A 1,547-nucleotide genomic window follows, 5' to 3' on the forward strand; every position below is an offset into this window, starting at 1 on the left:
GTCCTCGACGCCTGAGGTGGCGGGCGGGGCGCCGACGCCCGCGGCGGTCGACGCGCGACCGGCGGCGGAGGCGGGAGCGGTACCCGCCTCCGCCGCGGGGGCCGTCGGGGCGGCGTCACCCACCTCCGAGGTCGTCGAGCGGCTGGCCGGTCACCGCGCGCCGTTCCTGATCGGGGTGCGGCACCACTCGCCCGCGCTGGCGGCGGTGGTGCCCGCCCTGCTGGAGGCGTGCGCCCCGGACGTGCTGCTGGTCGAATTGCCCGCCGAGCTGGGGGAGTGGCTGCCGCACCTGGCCGCGCCGGACCTGGTGGCGCCGGTCGCCCTGTCCGGGGCGGCGCGCGACGGCGGCGAGTTGGCGTTCTACCCGTTCGCGGACTTCTCCCCGGAGCTGGCCGCGATCCGGTGGGCGTTCCGCAACGGCGTCGAGGTGCGGCCGTGCGACCTGCCGCTGGCGCTGCGCGGCGACGAGCGCCGGTCGGGCGGGCGGGGCGCGTCCCCGCTGACCGACGCGCTGCGCCGCGCCACCACCGGCCGCGACGGCGACGACCTGTGGGACCGGCTGGTCGAGGCGGCCGCGCCCGGCCAGACCGCCGAGGCGGTGCGGCGGGCCGCGCTGCTGGTCGGCTGGGCGCTGCGCGAGGACGCGGCGGTGACCGGGGTCGACCCGTTCGACCTGCGCCGCGAGGCGTGGATGCGGCGGGAGGTGGCGCGGGCGGGCGACCGGCGCTGCGCCGCCGTGATCGGCTCGTTCCACGCGCCGGCCCTGCTGCAGGGGCACCTCGACGAGACGCCGCCACCGCCGTCCGACGTCGTCACCTCCCTCGTGCCCTACGGCTTCGCCCTGCTGGACGAGCGCTCCGGCTACCCGGCGGGCATCCGCGACCCCGAGTGGCAGCAGGCCGTGCTGGAGGCGGGCGGGGACCCGGCCGCGGTGGAGGCGGCCGCGGCGGCGATGATCGTGCGGATCTGCGCGCGGATCCGGGAGCTGGGCCACCCCGCCGGGCCGGGTGAGGCGCGCGAAGCCCTGCGGCTGGCGACCGACCTGGCCCGGTTGCGCGGGCTGCCCGCGCCCGGCCGCGGCGAGGTGGTCGAGGCGGTGCAGACCGTGCTGACCCACGCCGAGCCGCTGGGACGCGGGCGCGTGGTGGCGCGCGCGGCCGGTGACGTGCTGGTGGGGCACCGCACCGGCGTGCTCGCGCCCGGCACGCCCAAGTCCGGCCTGGTGCCCGCCGTCGAGGAGCTGCTGGCCTCGCTGCGGCTGCCCGGCCCCGGCTCGCGGGAGCCGGTCGCGCTGCGGCTGGACCCGCTGCGCTCGGCGCTGGACGCCCGGCGCGAGGTGGCGCTGCGCCGGCTCGCGGTGCTCGGCGTGACCTACGCGACCGAGACCGCGACGACCGGTGTCGGCGGCGGCGACGCGCTGACCACGCGGTGGACGGCGGCGTGGACCCCGGCGACGGCCGCGACGCTGCCCGTGGCCGGGCTGTGGGGATCGACCCTGGACGAGGCCGCGCGGGGCCGGCTCAGGGCCCGCCGCGCCGAGCGGGACC

General features: G+C 80.3%; 1 protein-coding gene. It reads left to right on the top strand.

Going from position 1 to position 1,547, the window contains the following annotated elements; all coding sequences use genetic code 11:
• Window positions 1–1,547, top strand: a 1,547-nt coding sequence (locus ACFV4N_RS43635; RefSeq protein ID WP_499678583.1) for a DUF5682 family protein, incomplete at both ends; no start/stop codon positions are given.

The organism is Actinosynnema sp. NPDC059797 (assembly GCF_042732085.1).
Lineage (GTDB): Bacteria > Actinomycetota > Actinomycetes > Mycobacteriales > Pseudonocardiaceae > Actinosynnema.